General features: G+C 70.7%; 16 protein-coding genes. 4 read left to right on the top strand and 12 right to left on the bottom strand.

The features are described 5' to 3' along the window. The first annotated feature begins 1 nt into the window (after position 1). Positions 2-1798, top strand: coding sequence for a hypothetical protein (locus H6726_05895; GenBank protein MCB9657168.1), 1797 nt, complete (start codon positions 2-4; stop codon positions 1796-1798). Positions 1799-1910: 112 nt separating this feature from the next. Here the strand turns inward: H6726_05895 and H6726_05900 are convergent, their stop codons facing one another. Then, positions 1911-2498, bottom strand: coding sequence for a hypothetical protein (locus H6726_05900; GenBank protein ID MCB9657169.1), 588 nt, complete (start codon positions 2496-2498; stop codon positions 1911-1913). Positions 2499-2649: 151 nt separating this feature from the next. Then, the gene (locus H6726_05905) at positions 2650-4008 is read right to left on the bottom strand and encodes a hypothetical protein (protein MCB9657170.1); all 1359 of its coding nucleotides are present in this window, start codon (positions 4006-4008) and stop codon (positions 2650-2652) included. Positions 4009-4057: 49 nt separating this feature from the next. On the opposite strand from H6726_05905, the gene H6726_05910 reads away from it, so the two are divergent. Further along, on the top strand, positions 4058-4837 hold the full coding sequence (locus tag H6726_05910; protein MCB9657171.1) for a nitroreductase family protein: 780 nt from the start codon (positions 4058-4060) through the stop codon (positions 4835-4837). 82 nt (positions 4838-4919) lie between these two features. Here the strand turns inward: H6726_05910 and H6726_05915 are convergent, their stop codons facing one another. From H6726_05915 to H6726_05960, 10 genes are all read right to left on the bottom strand, one after another. Beyond that, positions 4920-5780, bottom strand: a complete 861-nt coding sequence (locus H6726_05915) for a GNAT family N-acetyltransferase (protein ID MCB9657172.1) — start codon at positions 5778-5780, stop codon at positions 4920-4922. 144 nt (positions 5781-5924) lie between these two features. After that, on the bottom strand, positions 5925-6950 hold the full coding sequence (locus H6726_05920; protein ID MCB9657173.1) for a DUF2817 domain-containing protein: 1026 nt from the start codon (positions 6948-6950) through the stop codon (positions 5925-5927). Next, entirely contained in the window at positions 6947-7717 is a 771-nt protein-coding gene (locus H6726_05925; protein MCB9657174.1) for a 1-acyl-sn-glycerol-3-phosphate acyltransferase, read from the bottom strand. The genes H6726_05920 and H6726_05925 overlap by 4 nt, the downstream gene beginning before the upstream one ends. A 103-nt stretch (positions 7718-7820) precedes the next feature. After that, entirely contained in the window at positions 7821-9698 is a 1878-nt protein-coding gene (locus H6726_05930; protein MCB9657175.1) for an AMP-binding protein, read from the bottom strand. A gap of 47 nt (positions 9699-9745) precedes the next feature. After that, complete coding sequence (locus tag H6726_05935) at positions 9746-10699, bottom strand: YbbR-like domain-containing protein (GenBank protein ID MCB9657176.1); 954 nt, start codon at positions 10697-10699, stop codon at positions 9746-9748. After that, on the bottom strand, positions 10696-11652 hold the full coding sequence (locus tag H6726_05940; GenBank protein MCB9657177.1) for a TIGR00159 family protein: 957 nt from the start codon (positions 11650-11652) through the stop codon (positions 10696-10698). The genes H6726_05935 and H6726_05940 overlap by 4 nt, the downstream gene beginning before the upstream one ends. Next, entirely contained in the window at positions 11645-12574 is a 930-nt protein-coding gene (folP, locus tag H6726_05945; protein ID MCB9657178.1) for a dihydropteroate synthase, read from the bottom strand. The genes H6726_05940 and folP overlap by 8 nt, the downstream gene beginning before the upstream one ends. Before the next feature lie 36 nt (positions 12575-12610). Beyond that, the gene (locus H6726_05950) at positions 12611-14542 is read right to left on the bottom strand and encodes an ATP-dependent metallopeptidase FtsH/Yme1/Tma family protein (protein ID MCB9657179.1); all 1932 of its coding nucleotides are present in this window, start codon (positions 14540-14542) and stop codon (positions 12611-12613) included. A 60-nt stretch (positions 14543-14602) separates the two neighbouring features. Then, entirely contained in the window at positions 14603-15697 is a 1095-nt protein-coding gene (gene tilS, locus H6726_05955; protein MCB9657180.1) for a tRNA lysidine(34) synthetase TilS, read from the bottom strand. Further along, positions 15687-16310, bottom strand: a complete 624-nt coding sequence (locus H6726_05960) for a hypothetical protein (GenBank protein MCB9657181.1) — start codon at positions 16308-16310, stop codon at positions 15687-15689. Before H6726_05960 ends, tilS begins: the two co-directional genes overlap by 11 nt. Positions 16311-16529: 219 nt before the next feature. Here H6726_05960 and H6726_05965 point away from each other — a divergent pair, with 219 nt between their 5' ends. Next, positions 16530-17024 carry a winged helix-turn-helix transcriptional regulator gene (locus H6726_05965; GenBank protein MCB9657182.1) on the top strand — a complete coding sequence of 165 codons (495 nt, stop codon included), beginning with the start codon at positions 16530-16532 and terminating at the stop codon, positions 17022-17024. 8 nt (positions 17025-17032) lie between these two features. Beyond that, a complete protein-coding gene (locus H6726_05970) occupies positions 17033-17812 on the top strand; it encodes an enoyl-CoA hydratase/isomerase family protein (GenBank protein MCB9657183.1) in 780 nt (259 codons plus the stop codon). Positions 17813-17830 lie beyond the last annotated feature (18 nt).

A 17830-nucleotide genomic window follows, 5' to 3' on the forward strand; every position in this document is an offset into this window, starting at 1 on the left:
GTTGCCCGACAGGATAGCCGCCTGGGGGCGTGCGTCGACCCAGCGCGCACACGCCCGGCCGCGTCGGCGTCTCGCGCGGCGCCTCGGCTTCACGGCGGTGCTGCTGAGCGCGGGGCTCGCCCCGTGGCACGCGACCGCCGACGAACGCCCCGTCCTGCACGAGTACGTGCCCGCCGTGAGCGACGACGAGGTCCTCGAGTGGCAGGCGAGCAGCGGCGCGCCTGCAGCGATCGTGTACGACGGCGAGGTGCTGGCGGCGCCCAACCTGACGGCCGCGGAGCCTCCGGGCCCGCGCATGGTGGGCCTCCCCGGCGATGGGCTCGGGCGCGACGAGCCGGGGCGACGCTCCCCCGAGTTCCGCCCCGACCGCCTCACCACGCTGGAGCAGGACGTGGACTACAGCGTGGCCTTCGCGCCGTCAGTCATGCCGCACAAGCGGGTCAGCGCGCTCGACCGCGTCGTGCTGGCGAGCGACGGAGTGCCGGTGCTGACCGCGCCCACACGTCCACCGGAAGAGCTCCCGGTGGCGGGCGCCTCGGGCGCCGGACGCGACCGCTTCTGGGGCAGCGTCACGCTCGACTTCCGCGCCGGCCTGCGCGTGCCCATTCCGTCCGTCAGCCCCGAGAGCAACATCCTCAGCGTGCAGACCGAGCCCCGCGTGCCCCTTCTGTTCGAGCGGGACGAGGCGGGCAACTACTTCGTGCGCGCGACACCGGGAGCGCCGTCGGTCGTACGCCTGGCGTTCCTCATGGACGCGCCGGTGGGCTACTTCAACCGTCCACTCCCCGACGCTGGGTTTCCCGTGGGGGCGCGCGCGGCCGAGGTGGTCCCGCTCCCGCCCGTGGTGCGGGACAACGCGCTGATGTTCGCGGGCGAGCTGGGGCTCTCCGCGCTGAGCTCGTACAGGCTCGCGCTCGAGACCTTGGTGCACCACTTCCGGTCGTTTCGCGAGACGCGCGAGGACTTCGGCGACGGTCGTGACATCTACCTCGATCTGGCGCGCGGCATGTTCGGAGTGTGTCGCCACCGCGCGTATGCGTTCACGATCACCGCGCTGGCACTCGGGATCCCGACGCACTTCGTGATGAACGAGGCGCATGCCTGGGTGGAGGTGCGTCTCCCCGACGGCGACTGGATGCGCATCGACCTCGGAGGCGCCGCCGTGGGCGTTCGGACGCAGGGAGACCCCGAGGCCCCCCACTACGAACCACGCGCACCCGACCCGCTCCCGCGGCCCCCCGCGTACCGGGCGGCCCTCGCGCGCGCGGGCAACCCATACGGTCAGAGCGGCGCCGAAGGGGCCAACGACCCGTCGACGTCGGACAGCAACGCGATCAGCGAGCCTGGGGCCACCTCTCCCGAAGGGAGCGACGCTCCGAACACCTCGGGTACCCAAGGGTCAAGCGCAGGGAGCTCCCCCGACGGGACCAACACGGCAGGGACCACCACGGGCGGCATGAGCACCACCGGGCGCACGAATGGCTCCGCGCGGCCGCCTGGCGCGCCACGCGCCGGGGTCCAGGTGCGCCTCTCGGCCGCGAGCGCCGAGGTCGTCCGGGGCCGCGCCATCGAGCTCGAAGGGAGCATCGAGGACGAGCACGGCGCCGCCGCCGCCAGCATGCGCGTCGAGGTGCTGCTGCGTGGACGTGGCGAGCGTCTGTTGGGCGTCGCCGTGACGGACGCCGAGGGGCGCTTCTTCGGTGCGTTCGGGGTCCCGCACGACCTCGCGGTGGGAGACTATCGGCTGGTGGTGCGTACGCCTGGGGACGCACGCCACCTCCCGGCCGAGCTCGAGTAGTCCGCCCTCGTCGTGCGAACCACCGCTGGAGCTCCGCTGCGTTCTCGCCCGGCGCGCTCCGGGTGTGCTCGCAGGCCGCCCCGCAGACGCGCGGACGCGGCTCCGACCGCGCTCAGATGCCGCCCATGATCCAGGCCTGGATAGCCGACAAGCCGAGCGCGTCCGGGTCCTCCGTGCCGACCGGAGGCATCTGGTCGGCGTTGCCGCGCGCCGCCATCCGCAAGTAGACGGCGCTCATCAGGTGGAACCCGGGCTCCACACGCTTGGCGGCCCCAACCCAACCGGCGGGGGCGCCCGGCGTCACGCACGACCCGCTCGTGTCGTCTGCCATGAGCGCCGTCAGGTACGTGTTGGTGTCGCAGACCGCAGACAGCCCCGTGACCAGCTCCATGTTCAGCCCCACCTGGGGCGCGCTCCCGCCGTGGCAGTGCGCGCAGTTGGCATGCAGGTAGCCCAGGGCGTTGCGCTGCACGGTCGTCCCCGGCACCGCGGCGCTGCTGAGGGACACGGGCTGACTCATCTCACTGGCCGCCGCGAGGTCGTCCAACGTGAGCGGTAGGTTGGCCTCCCCCAGCTGGATGGCGGAGAAACCCAAGACCACGTCACGCGACGCCGACGCGTGGCACTTGAGGCAGTCCTCGCGCGAGGGGATGTCGTGCGTGGTGCCCAGCACGTTCGGGAGGAGGGCACGTGTCTTCATAGGTTTCCGGTCCCGGCAAGGGGTGGGTGCCACACACGAGCCACCCACCACAGACGCGCAGCATACCTGTTTTTGTCCACAAGTGGCCACATGTCCGTATTGGTGGCCCGCCAGGGGCTGCTAGCGCCGAGCCACCCGAAGGGGCGACGTCTCAGGCGGCGCGTCCCCGCCGTGCCCGCCGACGGCGAGCGAGCAGGAGTGCGAGCATGACCGCGAGGCCGTGGGAGAGCGCCCAGCGCGGACATCGGGCGACCGCGCAGCCACCGGTCGCGGGCGGCTGCGGCGGCTCGATGATGAGCAGCTGGGCGTCCCGCTCGATGTCTCCGAGGTCGGCCGCGCACGTGCCGACGTGCTCGGGGTCGCTGTCGGCGCAGCCGTCGGTCATGACGATGTCCTCGAAGGCCAGCACCGAGGTGAAGGTCTGCCCCCCGTCCTCGGAGCGCTCGAGCACGCTGCTCTGGCCCGTGCGTGGCAGCGGGCACACGAAGAGCGCGGTGTCCGCCTCGAGCACGCACGTCGCGTGCAGAGCGGGGCTCACCACGTCGATCTCCCCCTCCAGGCCCACGCGCAGCAGCCCTCCCACCTCGTCCACCGGCGCGGTCACGACCCACGCGTCCCCGCTCGCGTCCAGGGTGTCGGCGGCGCCGTTGATCGCTGGACGCGCCAGCACGTCCGTCACCTCTTGGGTCGCCACGTCCACGACCAGGAGGCGCTCGGGAGGACTGTCGCTCTGGCGTGTGGTCACCGTCCGGAGCCACACGAGGTCGGGGTCGCTCCGGCTGACGTGCGTGACCACCAGCGTCAGCTCTCCATCCGTGAGCGGCACGTCGATGGGGTCGAAGGACTCGCCCGCGTCGCTGCTGACCAGGAGCACGCCGTCGGGCGTGCTGAGCGGTGTCTCGCCGGTCACGAAGCCCGCCGCGACCACTCGGCTGGGGGCCTCCGGCGCCACGCGTACGCTCTGCAGCCGCACGTCACCCACGGACACCGTCTCGAAGCTGGCGCCGTCGTCGTCGCTGTATGCAACGACGTTGTCGGGCACGGGGTCCGCCGTCACGGCAAACACCCGTGCTCCGGCCACGGGCAGCGCGTAGACGTCTCCAACGAACACGAACTGCAGGGCGCCACTGGCACGTTCCCAAGCGCAGGCACCAGGCGCGCGCCGATACAGGCCCGCGATCGTCCCCACGAGAAGGGCCCCCGCGTGCGTGCGGCTCAGGTTGGGAATGAGCGCTTGTCCCGTGTCGCCGTAGGGGCGCGAGCAGGTCCACCGGTACCCTCCGTCCGCGGCCTCGACGACCGGACCGCGCGTGGTGAACAACACGTTGCGGCCGTCCACCCGAAAGAACTGGTTCACGCCCAGGGGGCGACCGTGTGCGCGCGCGCGGGGGGTCGCCGACCCCAGGAGGACGAACAGAACCAGCAGAGGCGTGATCAGGACCGAGGGGAGCGCGAGCTGCGTGTTGCGAAGGTCGCGCGCGGCGTGAGCGAACGGGGCACCGGGGAGCATGGCGGCAAGGTAGCGCCTCTGGCGCGGGGGGGAGTACCCTTTGGCGCCGATGGACACTACGACCGAAAAGCCCTCCGTCAAGCAGTACGAAGAGCCTGTCAGCGATGGCGACGCCGACCTCGCGGCCTTCGCACGCGTGGTGGAGACCCGGCGCAGCGTGCGGCGCTTCCACCCCGAGCCCGTCCCGGATGCCGTCGTCGAGCGCTGCCTCGATCTCGCGCTGCTGGCGCCCACCTCGAGCAACCTCCAGTGCTGGGAGTTCTATCGCGTGGTCGATCCCGACAAGAAGCGCGCCCTCGCCGCCGCATGCCTGGGGCAGCCTGCGGCCACCACAGCGCCCGAGTTGATCGTCGCCGTCGCGCGCATCGACACGTGGCGCGAGAACAGCGCGCTGGTGCTGCGTTCTCTGCACGAGTCGCCCTACCGGTGGCCGAAGACCATGCACATGTACTACGAGTACATCACCAAGGTCGCGTACAGCGTCGGCCCGCTGAACGCCGTCGGCGCGCTCAAGCGGGCCACCGCGGCCGTGACCGGCCTCGTGCGCCCCATCCCACGCGGCCCGGCCTCGCGCGCCGAACTCGTCACCTGGGCGGTCAAGACGAGCGCGCTGGCGTGCGAGAACCTGATGCTGGCCTTCCGGGCGGCCGGGTACGACACCTGCCCGATGGAGGGCATGGACGAAGTGCGCGTGAAGAAGATCGTGGGCCTCTCGGGCAACCCCGACGCGATCGTGACGATGGTGATCAGCGCTGGCAAGCGCGCGCCAGGCGGTGTGTACGGCCCCCGCCTGCGGCTCCCACGCGCGCGCTTCGTTCACACCGTGTGAGGGCACCGCGGTCTGCGACGCACGTTCGCGTACGCAACGGACCGACGCGAAGCGCCACTCCGGCGACGCTCGCGCCCTTGCGTCAGGCGGCGCGCGCGGCGCCCACCGAGGTCAGGCTGGCCAGCACGCGCGGGTCCATTCCGTGCACGTCGAGCAACACCATCAGATCGCTCACGCCGAAGTCGCGATCGAACGCGGGCTCGCTGATCACCCGCGCGCCGAGTCGCAGATAGGTCGTCATCAACGCGGGCGGCTCCATCTGCTCGAGCCGCGACGCAACGCTCGCCAAGGGCGGCATGGGCGCGTGGACGTGTGGCCGCGCCGCGAGCAAGATCTCGGTGTCCACGCGCCCCTCGCCCTGCAGGCGCGCGAGCAGCGCGTACATGTCCGCGGGCGCGAGCGTGGGCACCGAGCAGCACCCGAAGAGATAACGCTTCTGGTTCCACGCGAGGTAGCGGGCCAACCCGGCGAAGAGCATTCGGATGACGCGGCCGTTGCGGTGGTCCGCGGCCACGCACGCTCGACCGGCCTCCACCGCGTCACTCGCGATCGCGCTGGGGAGCGCCGCGAGGTAGTACTCCGAGTCCGAGTAGAACGCCTGTCCGTACGCGGTCTCGCGCGTCATCAGGCGATAGGTCCCGACCGCCTCGCCGGTGTCCGTCTCCACGACGATCAGGTGGTGACAGCGCGCGTCGTAGGGGTCGCGATCGAGCCCCGTCTCGCGCGACGCCGCGAGCCCCTCGTTCAGCTCCTCGTTGAACACTCGGTAGCGCAGGCGCTGGATGGCCTCGAGGTCGCGCTCGTCGCGGGCGAAGCGCAACGTGTAGCGCCGGGTGCGGATCTCGTCCGGGGGCAGGCCCTGCGGGTGCCGCGGGTAGACCGCACCATCGTCACGCTGTGGCGACTCCTGCGTCGCGTTCGTCCGTGTGCCGTTCGTCTGCATGATGTTCTCCTCTGTTCGCGCCATCCTCGTGTGCGCGTGCAACGACGACGCGACAGACGGATCACAAGCTCGCAACGAGCGCGACGCCGGCCGCGCGCGCTCCCGCCACCTGTGCGCTGCAGGCGCACGCCGCGCGCATGGGCGCTACGCGTACCAACGGTGGTAACCGGCGCTGAAGGCGCGCTCGTGAGCCAGCGCGTCCCCCGGAACCCAAGCGTCCGCGCTCGACACGGCGCGGCGCAGGAACTCGATCAACGGCAGATGCCGACGCAGCGTGCGCTCGATGCGATGCGGCGCCACAGGATGGAAGCCTCCATCACGGTGCGTCACGAGCTGCCTCGGGTTCTTGCGGACCCACGTCCAGGACCCCATCTCCAGCGTCAAGGGGATGAACGGCCCCTGACCCGCGCGCCGCTGCGCGCGATGCAGATCGTAGAGGTGGTCCCAGAGGTCGCCGCGGATCGTGTAGGCCTGCGCCTGCGGCTCGATGCGGTACACGTGGTGCGGCAAGCTGCGGTCCAGCAGGGCCGCGAGCGCGGCGGTCTCCGCCAGCCCGGGAAACGGGGCGCGCGTGTAGGCGTAGGGGAACCACAGCCGGTCGCGCAGGCCGAAGCCCGAGTGGGCGTCGACGGCCACGGCGCAGGCCGCCGGAAACACATGCTCCCGCACGAACGCGGACAGGGCGCGCGCTTCGAGCTCCATCCCCGCGTCGCCTCTCGGGCCGGCGTACCACGGCAAGTGACGCGACAGGGACTGCCCTCCCAGCAGGGGCGTCGCGCGCTGCCCTGGAGCGACGGGCGGTGCGTTGCGCATCAGGTCGACGCCGCCCGCGTTGCTGCGCGTCCCGTGCGCCATCCCCCACGGGTTCACGATCGGGAACGCCGCGACACGCACGAGCTCGAGCTCCCGGCGGAGTGTGCTGTCCCACGCGAGGCGGGCGGCGAGGCTCTCCAGCTCCGCCAGCACCACCTGCGCGCCGATGCGCTCGAGGCCATGGACGCCGCCCACCAGCGCGAGCGTCGGCGCGCTGGGGTCCGTCGCGCCCACGCACACGTCGAGCAATGGCACGCGTTGTCCGTCCACGTCCACGTGCCCACGCACCGTCGTCCGCGCCCAGGGCGAGAGCGCATCGACGACGTCCAGCAGCTGTCGCAGCTCGGGGAAGCTCACGCTTGGACGGTCGGCGCGATCCACTCGCGCACCATGTCGCGCGCGTGCTTGGCGCAGCGCGCCTCGTCTCCCTCGCGCACCTCGAGGGGCGCGAAGAAGTGGATGTGGACGTGCGTGACGGGCTTGCTCGCCGTGCGCAGGTAGTGCGGCAAGAAGAGCTGCGAGCCCACCCAGGGGAGGTCGGGGTCTTCGTAGCGCAGCGCGACGGGTACGACCGGCACGCGCGCGATGCGGGCGGCGCCGAACAAGCCCCGGCGAAAGGGGAGCACTCCGCGGCCCGAGGTCGTGGTGCCCTCGGGGAAGGCCAACACGGAGACGTCTGACGCGAGGCGAGTGGCGGCCTGGCGCACGACCCGCGCGCCGCTCTGGGGGTCGTCGCGGTCGACGAACAGGACGCCGAGCGCGTCGAGGGTGGCGCCCACGCCGGGCCACTCACGCACCTCCCGCTTGGCGATGGCGGAGGCGGGGAGACACGAGAGCACGGCCAGCGGGTCGAGATAGCTGAGGTGGTTCGCCGCCAGCGCGACGGCCTGCTTCGGGACCTCGCCGCTGACATGGACACGGACGCCGTGCACCGCGCAGAGCTGCTGCGCGACGAAGCTGAGACGGGACGCGCGAGCGAGGGAGTCGCCGCGCAGTGCGTCGGCGGATCGCAGCGACTCGTTCGCGAGCGCCTCGGCGATGAGCAGCGTGGTGCGCCCCAGGCGGCTGCTGCTGCGGCGCGCCTCGCGGAGCGGGGACTCGGGGATCACGAGCGTGTTCTGCATGCGCGCCACTATCGAGCCGATGCGTCACGCGATCGTGCCCGGCGCGCAACACGTTGGTGACAAGCGGCGCCGCGAGCCTCCGCCTGGGTCCCGCGGGCGCGGCTCACTCGCCGGAGGCTTCAGCCTCTTCGCTGGCTGGCGCCTCTGGTGAGGCCGCGTGCGCAGGCTCCCACGGCACGTAGCGCCTGGCGACGTCCAGCGCGAACACGGCCCCCGGCGCGTGACGTGGGTCGGCGCCCTCGGCGTACAGGCGCCCCTTGATCGGACGACGGCTCGAGGTGGTGGCGATGCTCGCGGTCAGCCGCAGGTAGCGCGGCCACGCGGCCTCGGGCAGCTGGGCCTGCGTGTGCTCCGCGAAGGCGACGAGGGAGAAGCTGGGCTCGACGACCAGCGCCACCATGACCGCACGCGGCGTGCCGTCAGCCCCCCCCGAGAGGTCGTCGACCGGGTAGGCGCACGCGTCGCGCACCCCCACGACCTCGGCGCAACGCTCTTCGATGTCGGCGGCGCTCAACGTCGACCCAGGAACCTGCACCAGGTCCGACACGCGCGGCGCGAAGGACACCCACTGACCCTCGTGCAGGGTCATGAGATCTCGCGTGTTGACGTAGCGCTCCTCGCGTCCGAACGGGTTCACCAGGATGCTGGCCGCGTTGTCGGCCGGGTCCTCGAAGCCCTCGAACGCCATCAGGGGGCCGATCTTCGCCAACAGCACCCCCGACTCGCCGGGCCCCGCCGGGACCAGCTTGCCGGCGTCGCGCACGAATTCCTCCGTGACGGGGTCGACCCGCGCCAACACCTGCCCACGGCCCGCGCCGAGACGGCCCACCATGCCCTCGACGCCCGAGAGGTTGATCAGCCCCACGTGCCCACCCGTGGCGATGTAGTTCTCGAACAGCGCGGGGATGGCAAAGCGCTCCTTGAACGTGCCCCAGACCTCGGCCTCGAGGCCGCTGCCGATCCAGGCGCGCGTCCGATGTGCGCGCTCCTTGGGGTGCGGCCGCCCGCGCAACAGGCCTCGGCACGTGGAGCCCAGGTACGACACCAGGCTCACGTCGTAGCGGTCACAGTCCTCCCAGAACTGGGCCGCATCGAAGCGACGGCGCAGCGCCAGGGCGCCGCCACCCGTGAGCGCGACGCCCCACGCTTGATAGAAAGCCGCGCGATGCGCGAGCGAGACCCCTGCGTTGTAGGCGACGTCCGTGGGGTTGCTCTTGAGGACGGCCTGCCCGAAGTAATAGCAGCCCTGCAAGAAGCGCTGGTTGGTCACCAACGTCACGCGCGGGAGCTCGGACGGACCGCCGCTGCACAGCAACACGAAGGGCAGCCGCATGTCGTGCCCATCGGAGACCGGCAGGGGGCGGCCAGAGGCGTCACGCACCCGCCGACCAAAGTCCTCCCAGTCGACCAACCGCGCGTCGTCTACATCGCCCGCGCGCTCGCCGCCCAAGGCCGGATCACGGGAGGCTCGTGCGCGCGTCGGCACGTCGTCCGGCCACAGCAGACACCGCCCCGGAGGGAGTGCGGCGCCACTGCGCAACGCGAGGAACGGGGCCACACACTCGCCGCCGACCAACGCGTAGTCGGGGCGAATGACCCGCAGGGCGTGTGTCAGCGCGTCGCCCGCCAGCGTGGGAGGCAACAGCGCACACGCGACGCCCAGCTTCGCGGCGCCCAAGGTCGCGACCAAGAACTCGGGGCGGCTCTCCATCATGAGCGCCAGGCGCTGCCCCTTCTCCACCCCCAGGGCTTGGAGGGCGCGCGCGGCAGCGTTCGCTCCAGAGTCGAGCCCGCGGTACGTGTAGCTCCCGTCAGGCCCCGTCAGCGCCAAGCCGTTGGGCTGCTGCTCCGCCCAGTGCTCGACCATTCGCACCGGCGTGAGGTCCGAGTCCTCCCGCAGCTTCACCATCGAGTAATAGGCGGCGCGCGACATCAATGCCGTGGCCAGTGCGTTGTCGCGCAGCGTATCGAGGCGCTTCATGGGCTCGTTCGTCGTATCATGCCCGAGTCACAGGACCAACGCGGGCGTCACCGCACCACCAGGATCTCCGCCGGCTGGACGCTGACCACCTCGACGCCGGAGGGCAGGCCTCGGACCTGGACGCGCACCGAGGCCGACCCGATCGCCGGGGTCACCCCCTCGAGATCCACCACGGGCACGAGCTGGTCCGGCGTGATGTCGCCGATGATCTCGCGCAGACCGCGCACCTCGATGCGCACCGCCGACGGGCGCGCGCGGCGGTACGTGCCGTTGAGGGGCTCCACCTCGAGGCCGCGGAACGTGCGCGTCTCCAGGTTGCGCCCCACGCGGTACGTCACGCTGACCTGGGACTCACCGGTGAAGCGTGTGAGCTCTGGCAACCCCAGCACGTGCAGGCGGCGCTCGACCGTACCCTCGCGCAACGTGGCGAGGTTCACGGGCTCGGTCAGCAACACACCGAGGCCGTCGACCGCGGACTCTGGACCCACCACCCCGAGCGTGTTGGGCACCAGCACGGGGGGCCCCGTCAGGACCAAGCCACTGCGCAGCTCGCCCACGGTCTCTACCTCGACGGGCACGCCGCGCTCGACGCGCTGCTCCCAGCTGAGCGGGATGCTGGCAGGCGCCATCTGCGTGAGGCTCACACCGGCCGGCAGGTCGAACTGCTCTTCGCTGAAGTAGTAGACGTCGAGGTCGCCGCGGCGCAGGTCCAGCTCCACCGGGGGGAGGCTGGCGCTGACCATCGAATTGATGGCGGAGCGGCTCCCGTGCAGTGTGAGGCGCACGCGCGGGGGGACCTCGCTCGTGAGGATGCGACCCGATGCGTCACTGGGGGGGATGACCAGGATGTCGACATCGACGGAGCGACGCACGTCCTCGGAGCCATGCACCCACGAGTAGAAGAGCACGCTCAGGGTCAGCGACGCGACCTTCAGCCCGAGGTTGCGCGTCAGCCAGTGCCCCTTGCGCGCCGAGCGTGCGCGCGGGTCCATCGGCATCATGGCTGCTCCTCCGGACCCGTGCGCACCGTCTTGGCCTGGACGGTGGGCGTGGCGTCGCGTGGCTCTGGCCGCGTGGGGATGGTCGTTTCACCGCTCACGAGGGAGATGCGCCCAGACGACGGCGGGGGCGGACGGCTGTTGCGCGTGGGGCGGTAGAACAGCCCGAAGAGCGCGTCGCGCAGCGAGCGCGCGTCGAGGTTGCGCACGATGTTTCCGTCGAAGCACAGCGACACCGCGCCGCGCTCCTCGCTCACCACGACCACCACGGCGTCCGTCTCCTGGGTGATGCCGAGGGCCGCGCGATGGCGTGCTCCGAGCGTGCGATCCACGGCACCCGCGAGCGGCAGGAAAGCCCCCGCCTGCCACACACGTCCGTCGCGGATGACCAGCGCGCCATCGTGCATGGGGTTCTCGAAGCTCGGGATGAAGATGGTGTACAGCAGCTCCTTGCTCACCGTCGCGTCGAGCGCGGTGCCCTCCTCCATGAATTCCGCCAGCGACGTGCCGCGCTCGAAGACGATCAGCGCGCCGATGCGTTTCGCCGCGAGCTGGCTGGCCGCCTTGATGACCTCCTCGATGACCTGCGTCTCCTTCGCAGTGCGCTGCCCGCGGAACAGCTGACTGCTCCCCACACGCGTGAGGGCGCGCCGGATGTCCGCTTGGAAGATCACGACCACGATCAGCACCACGTACGTCGTAAGCTTGTCGAGCAGCTGCCAGGTGGTGAGCAAACCGAACTGCCGGGCCGCCCCGTAGCCCACCAGCAAGAGGCCGAGCCCGATGGCCATCTGCATCGCCCGTGTGCCCTTCAGCATGGCGAGCAGCGCGTAGATCAGCGTGGCGACGATGGCGATGTCGAACACGTCGCGCAGCACGTCGGCGACCGATCGCTCGAAGAAGCTGGTCACACCGCTGGCGAGCAGGCCGTAGAGCTCGACGAGGAAGTCAAGCATGGGGCCCCTCGCTGGCGCGCCAACCCGCTGCGCGCAGGCCGACCGCCACATCCACCACCTGCCGCATCTCGTCCACGTCGTGGACGCGCACCGCGGCCGCTCCGCCGAGCACCGCCGCCGTCACCGCGGCGGCCGTACCGAACACACGCTGATCCGGGCCAGGACGCTCACCGCTCGGACGTGGCGCCAGCTCGGCGATGAACGACTTGCGCGAGGGGCCCACCAGCACTGGGTAGCCGAGCGCCACGAGCTCGTGCGTACGCGCGAGCAGCGCCGCGCTCTGCGTCGCTGTCTTGGCGAACCCGATGCCAGGGTCGACCCAGATTCGGTCGGCCGGCACGCCCACGCGGACGGCCCGCGAGGCGGCCTCCGAGAGCTCGCGCATGACATCTCTCACCACGTCATCGTACGCGATCTGCGCGCCCGCGACTTCTCCTCGTCCGCGATTGTGCATGAGCACCAGCGTCAGCCCCGTGTCCGCCACGACCTCCAGGAGCGCGTCGCTGGCCCCCATGCTGACGTCGTTCACGAAGCGCGCGCCTTGCTGCGCGGCGCGGCGAGCCACCTCTGCCTTGGTGGTGTCGATGCTGACCGTCACCCCTTGGGCGACCAAACCTGCGACGACGGGCTCCGTACGACGGACCTCTTCGTCCACGCCGACCCGCTCGTACCCCGCCCCATAGGTCCTGCCCGCCGGGCGCGTGGACTCGCCACCGACGTCGACCACGTCGGCCCCCGCGGCCCCGAGCGACAGCCCTCGCGCGAGCGCGTCCTGGGCCGCCAAGAACTGCCCCCCGTCACTGAACGAGTCGGGCGTGACGTTGAGCACCCCCCAGACCGCACAACGGAGAACGCCCGCCCCTCTGCTGGTGAGTGGAGCGGGCTGTGCGGAACGGTCTCGATGCGACGTGCCCCCCGGCATGGTCCTCCTGCGAGCGCTGCGCCCGCGCACGGCGGTTCAGCCGGCGCTGGGCACCTCGCGCGGCCTCGGCTGGAAGATGGAGCCCTTCTTCTTGTCCTTCTGGTCGCGGCGCTTCTCGGCGTAGCTGGGGATGACGATGTGCCGGTTGGGGGGCAGCGGGCCGCCACCCATGATGGCCTCGATCTCCTCGCGGTCCAGGGTCTCGCGCTCCAGCAGGGCCTCCGCGATGGCGTCGAGCTTGTCGCGGTTCTCCTCGAGCACCGAGCGCGCACGCGCGTACTGCTCGCGGATGATCATGCGGACCTCGTCGTCGATCTCCTTGGCGGTCTGCTCGGAGTAGTCCTTGTGGTGGTTGCTGCCGAGGAAGCCCGAGTCCTCCTTCTCGACGTAGGCCAGCGGCCCGAGCTTCTCGCTCATGCCCCACTCGGTGACCATGGAGCGCGCCAGCTGGGTGGCCTTCTTGAAGTCGTCCGAGGCGCCCGTGGTGAGCTGGCCGAAGACGATCTCCTCCGCGATGCGCCCGCCGAGCGCCATGGCGATGCGGTCGCGCACCCAGGCCGCCGAGTAGCTCAAGCGCTCTTCGGACGGGAGCGACATGGTCACGCCCAGCGCGGGACCGCGGGGGATGATGGTGACCTTGTGGATCGGGTCGTGGTTGGGGAGCAGGTTCGCCACCAGCGTGTGACCTGCCTCGTGCCAGGCGGTGGTCTTCTTCTCCTTCTCGCTGATGACCATCGAGCGACGCTCGGAGCCCATGAGGACCTTGTCCTTGGCCATCTCGAAGTCCTGCATGGACACGAAGTCCTTGTCCTGACGCGCGGCGAGCAGCGCGGCTTCGTTGACCAGGTTCTCGAGGTCGGCGCCCGAGAAGCCCGGGCAGCCGCGCGCGATGATCTCGAGCTCGACGTCGTCGTGGAGCGGGACCTTGCGGGTGTGCACCTGCAGGATGCCGAGGCGCCCGCCGAGGTCGGGGCGCGCCACGATGATGCGGCGGTCGAAGCGACCGGGGCGCAAGATGGCGGGGTCGAGCACGTCGGGGCGGTTCGTCGCGGCGACGATGATCACGCCGTCGGTGGACTCGAAGCCGTCCATCTCGACGAGCAGCTGGTTGAGCGTCTGCTCGCGCTCGTCGTGCCCACCGCCGAGGCCGCTGCCGCGGTGCCGCCCCACGGCGTCGATCTCGTCGATGAAGATGATGCAGGGCGCGTGCTTCTTGCCCTGCTCGAACAGGTCGCGCACGCGGGAGGCGCCCACGCCGACGAACATCTCGACGAAGTCGGACCCGGAGATGCTGAAGAAGGGCACGCCCGCTTCGCCAGCGATGGCGCGCGCGAGCAACGTCTTGCCCGTGCCCGGCGCGCCCATGAGCAGCACGCCCTTCGGGATGCGCCCGCCGAGCCGCTGGAACTTCTTCGGGTCCTTGAGGAACGCGATGATCTCTTCGCAGTCGTCCTTGGCCTCGTCGATGCCCGCGACGTCCGCGAAGGTGACCTTGTTCTGGCTCTCGTTCAGGAGGCGCGCCTTCGACTTGCCGAAGCTCATCGCCTTACCGCCCGAGGCCTGAAGCTGGCGCATGAAGAAGAAGAAGATGCCGAGCAGGAACAGCATCGGCAGCCACGTCAGCAGCACACCCGAGAGGATGTTCTCCTCTTTGGGCTGGAACTCGACGCGCGCGTCGCTCTGCATGAGCATCTCGTTGACCTGGTCGCTCAGGATGCCGAACGTCTCGCGCGGCTGCGCCTCCGGCCGGTCTCCGTCAGGGCCGCGCACGGTGTAGCGATAGTGGCCGGTCCCATCCTGCGTGCGAACGGTCACCTCCGCGACCTTGCCCGCCTGGATGTCATGCACGAAGTCCGTGAACGCCACGGCGCGCGGCGGCTCGCTGTGCGAGGACACCATCGTCCAGATGGCGACGAACATCAAAATGAGGAGGACCCAGAGGAGCAGGGTCTTGTGGCTCTGTTTCACAGCGAACCTCTTGGGCCAGATCCCTTGTTCGATAGGCGCCCGAACGCAGGATACCCCGAATTACACATACAACTTTGTGGTCTCTTCCGAGCCAGGGCGCAACCCCCCTGAATCGTTGTCTCTTCCCGATGCCCCGCGAAGCTCGTCGAGGCGGTCGCCGACGCGCCGGTAGGCCAGCCCGCCCCCGAGCAGGACGTGCGCCCCGGGTGGCCCGAGGACCGCGCGCTCGAGCTCGAGCAGGGGCGCCCGCCGCGGGCTCGTCCGAGACGGGTCTGCGCTCTCGACGAGCTGACGCAGCGCCTCGCGGCGGGCCGCTGGCAAGGCCGCGCGGAGGGGTGCGACGGCGACCACGCGGCTCCCAGCAGGGGTGTTGGCCAGAGCGACCGCGAGCAACGCCGCGCCCACGTGCTCGCCCAACGCGACGAGGTCGCGCGCGTCGTCCGCGAGCTCGGCGAGGTGGCGCACGACGTCTGCGTCCTCGGCGAGGAGGGCAGGCAGGGTGTCGCGGCGCAGGCGCACACGCTCGTAGGCACGGTCATCGTTGCTTGGGTCGGAGACAGCCACCAAGCCGTTACTTCGGGCGTCCGACGGGTCGGCGCGCCGGGCCGCGAGGTAGGCATGGACGTCCTCGCGCGTGCAGTCGATGAGCGGTCGCACGACCGCATCGTGTCGCGCTGGCCAGATCCCCCTCAACCCACGCACGGAGCTGCCGCGCAGGACCCGCGCGAGCACCGTCTCGGCCTGGTCGTCCCGGGTGTGCCCGACCGCGACCACGTCCGCCTGGCGGTCACGGCGCAACGCCTGGAGCGCAGCGTACCGTGCTTCGCGCGCACGCGCTTGGACCCCTGGACCCGGCTGGAGGGTGAGCCGCAGCGGATGAAAGGGGACTCCCCACGCCGCAGACAAGGCGGCGACGCTCCGCACCTCGTCGGACGACTCCGGGCGCAGCCCATGATCCACGGAGGCGACCTCCACGGTCAGCGCCAGCGTCTTCGCGAGGTCGACGAGCACATCGGCGAGCACCACGGAGTCAGGCCCGCCTGAACACGCGACGAGGACGCGGGCGCCGCGACGCACGAGGCCGCGGCTCCGAAGGGTTCGGTGGACGGTGGCGCGCAGCGCCTCGGGGACGCCGACGCGCGCGTCAGAAGACACCGCTGAACAGGGAGATGCGCACTTCGGTGGTGGGGCGCACGCCCATGAGGTAGTCGTCACGCGTGGCGGCGGTGCGGTTGGACACGGCGATGCCGGGCATGCCGACGTGGAGTCCGTACTCGCTTCGGCGGATCAGCCCGGACCCCGCCCTCGCGAGGCTCTGGGTCCGACGGCGCGCGGACGCCTCGGCGTCATCGGTGACAGTGACCTCCTGGCCCTCCCCAGCCGATCCGTCCTCGTCGTCGTCGTACGCACGCAGTGCGACGGTGAGCACGACCGACGGCACGACCAGCGCGATCCCGATGGCCAAGAGCGCCGTGGACGCCTCCACTTGCCCGTTGCGATCGAGCCCATAGTACCCGCCGAGCGCCCCGCCAGCGGCCCCGATGGCTGGAAACACCACCAGCGCCCACCACTGGTCCAGGCCCGCCGCCGCGGGGATGACCAACCCGAGCTCGGCGCCGAGGATGCCCAACCCGAACATCCCCTTGAAGCCCGACTCCTGCTGGCGGACCACCGGGGTCTGCGCACACGCCTGCGTGGGCGTCGCGGCGGTGACGGCTAGCGAGAGGGCCAGGGTGATGGCGGCGACACGGAGAATACGATGCAACATGGAGCCCCCTCCGATAGCGGAGAAGAAGTACGGAGACCGGGAGTGTAGAGGAGTGCTGGACTTCTGACCAGAACGCGTGCCCCTCGCTTCGTCGAGCCAGGCCCCCGGCAAGAGTGCGTTTGGGCGTAGGTTGTAGCGCACCCTGGAATCGTTCACCAGAGACATGTGAGCATCGGGCGTTGACGCCACGCCCCACTCGATTTATTTAGCGTACGAAATATGAGCGCGGGCAACGACGACGAACCCGTCCACGATCCTCTCCGAGCGGCCAAGCAAGACCTGGACCCCATTCTCGAGACGTTCGTGTACCTGTACACGGAGAGCCGCCGCGCCACCAAGGACCTCGCCCGCGAGCATGGCCTGACCGGCCCGCAGGTGACCGTGCTGAAGCTCCTCGACGCGGTCGGCGACCTGTCACTCTCGGAGCTCTCCGAGCGGATCAAGGCACGCAACAGCACGATCACGGGCATCGTCGACCGGATGCAGCGGGACGAGCTGGTGTTGCGTCGACGGTCGCAGCGTGATCGACGCGTGATCGAGATCGTGCTGACCCCCAAGGGTCGACAGATGGCGCGGGCCATCCCCGTACAGCCCATGCAGATGTTCGCGTCGGCCCTGCGCGCGCTGCCGCCCGAAGACGTCGAGGCGCTGCGACGCATCCTGCGCACCATGAGCGACCACGTGCGCGCCCAGACCGAAGACCCGTCCACCTGAGGAGACCCATGCAAGACCGAGCCTACGGAGCCATCACCGTCCACCAGGACGGACACGTCGCGACCATCACGCTGAACAACCCCGACCGCAAGAACGCGCTCTCGCCACGGATGGTCAACGAGCTGCTGTACGCGCTCGACGACGCGCGCGACGAGGCGAGCGTGCGGGTCGTCGTGCTCACGGGTGCGGGAGAGTCCTTCTGCGCTGGAGGCGACCTCAAGCAGATGGCCGGGGACGGTCCGGAGCTCGAGCGGCGTGGCGACTTCGACGACCTCCTCCTGCGCTTCACCCAGCTCGGCAAGCCCGTGGTGGCGGCCGTGCGCGGCTACGCGATGGGCGGCGGCGTAGGCCTGGTGGCTGCGGCCGACTTCGCCATCGCCGCGGACGACGCGACGCTGGGCACCCCCGAGATCAAGCGGGGGCTGTTCCCGATGATGATCATGGCGCCACTGCAGCGTGTCGTGCCACGGCGCGCCCTCATGAACATGATGCTCCTCGGCGACAAGCTGAGCGCGCGCGAGGCGCTCGACCTCGGAATCCTCTCGCACGTCGTGCCCGCCGCGGAGCTGGAGGACAAGGTCGCCGAAGTGAGCGCCAAGCTCGCAGCGCAGAGCCCGACGGCCATGCGCATGGGGCTCGCGGCGTTCCATCACCAAGCCGACCTGCCCATCCGCGAGGCCGTCCCCTACCTACGTGATCAACTGCACGCGCTGCTCGGCACCGAGGACGCGAAAGAAGGCCTGATGGCCTTCTTCCAGAAGCGCGCCCCGGTCTGGAAGGGGCGCTGATCTGGCGCGTCGCTCAGG

Source organism: Sandaracinaceae bacterium (assembly GCA_020633055.1).
Taxonomy (GTDB): domain Bacteria; phylum Myxococcota_A; class Polyangia; order Polyangiales; family Houyiibacteriaceae; genus JADJJE01.

Coding starts and splice junctions, on each gene's coding strand:
- H6726_05915 (MCB9657172.1), bottom strand. CDS start 5,780: ATGCAGACGAACGGCACACGGACGAACGCGACGCAGGAGTCGCCACAG.
- H6726_05935 (MCB9657176.1), bottom strand. CDS start 10,699: ATGATGCCGATGGACCCGCGCGCACGCTCGGCGCGCAAGGGGCACTGG.
- H6726_05930 (MCB9657175.1), bottom strand. CDS start 9,698: ATGAAGCGCCTCGATACGCTGCGCGACAACGCACTGGCCACGGCATTG.
- H6726_05970 (MCB9657183.1), top strand. CDS start 17,033: ATGCAAGACCGAGCCTACGGAGCCATCACCGTCCACCAGGACGGACAC.
- H6726_05900 (MCB9657169.1), bottom strand. CDS start 2,498: ATGAAGACACGTGCCCTCCTCCCGAACGTGCTGGGCACCACGCACGAC.
- H6726_05960 (MCB9657181.1), bottom strand. CDS start 16,310: ATGTTGCATCGTATTCTCCGTGTCGCCGCCATCACCCTGGCCCTCTCG.
- H6726_05925 (MCB9657174.1), bottom strand. CDS start 7,717: ATGCAGAACACGCTCGTGATCCCCGAGTCCCCGCTCCGCGAGGCGCGC.
- H6726_05940 (MCB9657177.1), bottom strand. CDS start 11,652: ATGCTTGACTTCCTCGTCGAGCTCTACGGCCTGCTCGCCAGCGGTGTG.
- H6726_05905 (MCB9657170.1), bottom strand. CDS start 4,008: ATGCTCCCCGGTGCCCCGTTCGCTCACGCCGCGCGCGACCTTCGCAAC.
- H6726_05965 (MCB9657182.1), top strand. CDS start 16,530: ATGAGCGCGGGCAACGACGACGAACCCGTCCACGATCCTCTCCGAGCG.
- H6726_05910 (MCB9657171.1), top strand. CDS start 4,058: ATGGACACTACGACCGAAAAGCCCTCCGTCAAGCAGTACGAAGAGCCT.
- folP (MCB9657178.1), bottom strand. CDS start 12,574: ATGCCGGGGGGCACGTCGCATCGAGACCGTTCCGCACAGCCCGCTCCA.